Annotated in this window: 3 protein-coding genes; 1 reads left to right on the top strand and 2 read right to left on the bottom strand. The window is 60.8% G+C overall.

Annotated features, from left to right (window positions below):
* Window positions 1-112: 112 nt before the first annotated feature.
* Entirely contained in the window at window positions 113-751 is a 639-nt protein-coding gene (locus tag B4F27_RS00925; protein ID WP_005853641.1) for an invasion associated locus B family protein, read from the bottom strand.
* 523 nt (window positions 752-1,274) lie between these two features.
* Between B4F27_RS00925 and B4F27_RS00920 the strand changes: the two genes are divergently transcribed.
* Complete coding sequence (locus B4F27_RS00920) at window positions 1,275-2,825, top strand: helicase HerA-like domain-containing protein (protein WP_074634882.1); 1,551 nt, start codon at window positions 1,275-1,277, stop codon at window positions 2,823-2,825.
* 71 nt (window positions 2,826-2,896) lie between these two features.
* On the opposite strand, the gene B4F27_RS00915 is transcribed toward B4F27_RS00920, so the two are convergent.
* The coding region (locus tag B4F27_RS00915; protein WP_286758619.1) for a branched-chain amino acid ABC transporter permease at window positions 2,897-4,045 on the bottom strand (1,149 nt) is incomplete at its 5' end.

Genomic DNA, 4,045 nt, shown 5'->3' with positions numbered 1-4,045 from the left:
GCGGTACTGGCGCTGCGCGCGATCTGACGGCTGCGATACCGCCCATGAAAAAGCCGCCCACGTCAAACGGGGCGGCTTTGTTGTCTCAACGGCCCGAGGGCCAAACATTTGCTTACCGGTCTTCAACAACCGAAGATTTGTCGAAGCTTGCGGTGAACCCGTCCAGCGACAGCGACAGTTCGACCTTCTGGTCAGGTGCCAGCGCGGGCACGATGGTGATCACGGCCTCTTTCCCGCGTTTGAACGCGGCGACATCGGCTTCGGTCAGGCCCATGCGGACGTAGCAACCAACGGGGTTACAGAAAGCGAAAGGATAGCGGCGCGCTTTGCCACCATCAACGGTCAGCGTCAGCTGCGAGGGCAGGGCCGTTTCCAACGGCACAACCACAGTGGCACCGGCTGTCGCCTTACCGCCCGCTGGCAGGCGGAACAACGAGAATTCGGCGACAGGCGCGCCTTGGCCATCATCCATCAGCTGGTACATCTGGCAGGGGTCGACCTCTTCTTCGGTCTTGATGCAGCGCATCTCCCAGGCACCGATCACCTCTTTGGTGTAGGGCTTGCCCAGGGTCGGCTCCCCGTCGGCATCTTCACCAAGGCTCAGCTGCGACTGTACGTCGGTGCTGCTGCCGGTGGTGGTGTTTTCTTCCGTCGCGGGTGCCGCTTCAGCGGTCGGCTGCGCCGTTTCCGGGGCGTCTGTTGCTGCGGGTGTTTCCGTGGCTGCAGTCTGTGCGTAACCGGAAACGGGCATAGTCAGAGCCATCGCCGCGCAGAGAGGGAGAAGTGTGATATACTTTTTCATGCTCGTTCCAAATCAGTTAAATTCGACGCCATCTACCATGCGCCAATGCCAATGTCAGGACGATAGCGCTGAAACCATCGTGATTTAAGGCAAAATATTGCCTATTTAATCAGGTTTTCACGGGGAAGAGGCCGGGCGCGGGGGGCTGAAATAGAAAAAAGGACGCGATGCGTCCTTTTCCCTGTTCTTCGTTCTCCCCATCGGACTTGGCCGACTTATTGAAAGCACGTTACGAAAGCATTCGGGCACCGTCAACATAAAATATCACAGCGGTTTCAAGCGCGTAAAACGGACCTCCAACGTAAAAAGGGCCGCACCCGAAGGCGCGGCCAAGTCTGACAGGGAGGAAGTGCCGCCAGCACGAAAAGGACATCACGACCGGCGACAAAATCACTATGGTGTGAAAAGGTTAAGTTTGTATGCTCGCCCTGCACTTTGGCTGCAGGTTATTGGCCCAAAAGGAATTAAATACGTGACAAATGATATCTTCATCGGCGGCGGTGGCGAAGACTACGCGACGAAACAGTTTCTCAACATCGGCTATGCCAACCGTCATGGATTGGTCGCGGGGGCCACAGGCACAGGCAAAACCGTCACGCTGCAAATCCTGGCCGAAGGGTTTTCCGCCGCAGGGGTTCCGGTATTTCTGTCCGACGTCAAAGGCGATCTGTCAGGTCTGGCGCAGGCAGGCTCTACCAGCCACAAGCTGCACACCCCTTTTTCAGAGCGCGCCCAGACCATCGGCTTTGACGATTTCGACTACAGCGCCTTTCCGGTCACCTTCTGGGATATGTTCGGCAAACAGGGGCATCCGGTGCGGACGACAATCTCGGAAATGGGGCCCTTGCTGCTGGCGCAGCTTCTCGATCTGACGGAGGCCCAGGAAGGTATCCTTAACATCGCCTTCCGCGTCGCTGACGAAGACGGGCTTCCGCTGCTGGACCTCAAGGATCTGCAGGCGCTGCTGGTCTGGATCGGGGAAAACGCTTCAACCCTGGCACTGCGCTACGGCAATGTGTCGTCGGCGTCGGTCGGCGCGATCCAGCGGCGCTTGCTGGTGCTGGAAAACCAAGGCGCGGCGGATCTCTTCGGAGAACCTGCGCTGGCGCTCACCGACCTGATGCGCACAGACACGGACGGGCGCGGTTTTATCAATATCCTCGCGGCCGACCAACTGATGCAGTCGCCCAAGCTCTACGCGACCTTCCTGCTGTGGTTGCTGTCAGAACTCTTCGAGGAACTGCCCGAGGTCGGCGACCCCGATAAACCCAAACTGGTGTTCTTCTTCGACGAGGCGCATCTGCTGTTTGACGACGCCCCCAAAGCGCTGGTCGACAAGGTTGAACAGGTGGCGCGGCTGATCCGCTCCAAGGGCGTGGGCGTGTATTTCATCACACAGAACCCCGCAGACGTGCCCGAAGATATCCTTGGCCAATTGGGCAACCGCATCCAGCACGCCTTGCGCGCCTTCACCGCGCGTGATCGCAAGGCGCTGCGCCTTGCCGCCGAAACCTACCGCGAGAACCCGCGTTTTGAGACCGAAGACGCGATCCGCGATGTGGGCGTGGGCGAGGCGGTGACCTCCATGCTGCAGAAAAAAGGGATCCCCGGCATCGTGGAACGCACCCTGATCCGACCCCCATCCTCGCAGCTTGGTCCGATCGATCCGGCCACCCGCGCCGCCCTGATGGCGCAAAGCCCGATGGCGGGGAAATACGACACCCGCCTTGATCGCGCCTCCGCGTTCGAAATGCTGGCCAAACGCGCCGAAGACGCCGCGAAAGAGGCAGCACAGGCCGAGGAACAAGCCGAGGCCGAAGACACATCCCCCGCCTTGCGCGAATTCAATGCAGCGCGGCGCTATGCGGGCAAACGGGTCACGCGCTCGACCTCGAAACGCACGACCAAAAGCGACGACAGCTTTGGCGGTGCCATCGCGAGTGTGGTGATCAAGGAGTTGAAAGGCACAACCGGCCGGCGCATCGTGCGCGGAATCTTGGGCGGGTTGTTCAAAGGACGCTGAACGCGCTTCCAAATGGCAATAAATCCTCGCCGAAGGCTGGCCTTATCCCGCAAGGGATAAGGCCTTTTCTTTTACTTCTCGGGGATCAACCCGCGCGGGCTGAACCGCAATACCAGCAGCAAGACCGCCCCCATCGTCATCAACCGCATATGCGCAGCGGATTCGATCAGGTGGTCTTTCAGCCAATAGCCGTCGGACATGCCCGCGGTGACCAATTGCATCAGCCACAGCCCCATGGGTTCCACCATCACCCAAAGGTACCACATCAGAAAGCCCCCCAGCACGGCCCCCAGATTGTTGCCGGACCCGCCAACGATCACCATGACCCAGATCAGGAAGGTGAAGCGCAGCGGCTGGTAGGATCCGGGCGTCAACTGGCTGTCCAGCGTGGTCATCATCGCGCCGGCAATCCCGCAGATAGCAGAGCCGAGAATGAACACCTGCAGGTGCCGTGCGGTCACGTCCTTGCCCATGGCTTCGGCCGCGACCTCGTTGTCGCGGATCGCGCGCAGCATGCGGCCCCAGGGCGAATTCAGCGCCCGCTGGCTTAGCCACATCAGCACCAAGAGCACCACGGCGAACAGACACACATACAGGAACTTCACCCAAAGCGTCGATGCCTCTACCGGGTTCAGTCCGAAGCCGGCCGCCTGTTCGACAAAGCCCGCGTTATTTTGCAGGTCGATCTCATAGGGGACGGGACGCGGGATGCCAATGACGTTCTTGACGCCCCGCGACAGCCAGTCTTCGTTCTTGAGCACGGCGATGATGATCTCGGCGATGCCCAGGGTCGCGATCGCTAGGTAATCCGACCGTAACCCAAGCGCGGTTTTCCCGATCAGCCAGGCCGCTCCGGCTGCAAACAGCCCGCCCACGGGCCAGGCGATGATCACCGGCAGGCCAAGCCCGCCAAGGTAGCCGGTGGTCGCGGGGTTCACGGCCTCGACCGCGCTTACCGACGGGTCGAGCAGGGCGCGGAAGATAAAGAACCCCGCCACCAGCACCACCAGAACGACCAGCGTGCGCAGCCATCCCTTGGCCATGCGTTTCATCACCTGAACCGCCAGAATGATCGTCGCGGCCCCCATCAGCAGAGCGGTGAGGATCCCCCAGCCCCCCGCGGACCATGCGCCTTGCGTGGGGGGCATGCCGATCAGCACAGCGGCCAGACCGCCAAGGGCGACAAACCCCATGATGCCCACGTTGAACAGCCCCGCAAA

Origin of the sequence: Sulfitobacter sp. UBA1132 (genome assembly GCF_002311545.1) — a bacterium.
Taxonomy (GTDB): Bacteria; Pseudomonadota; Alphaproteobacteria; order Rhodobacterales; family Rhodobacteraceae; genus Sulfitobacter; species Sulfitobacter pontiacus.
The sequence above is the reverse complement of the archived record's forward strand: the minus strand, read 5'-3'. Positions and strand labels throughout refer to the sequence as shown.

Coding starts and splice junctions, on each gene's coding strand:
- B4F27_RS00925 (WP_005853641.1), bottom strand. CDS start 751: ATGCCCGTTTCCGGTTACGCACAGACTGCAGCCACGGAAACACCCGCA.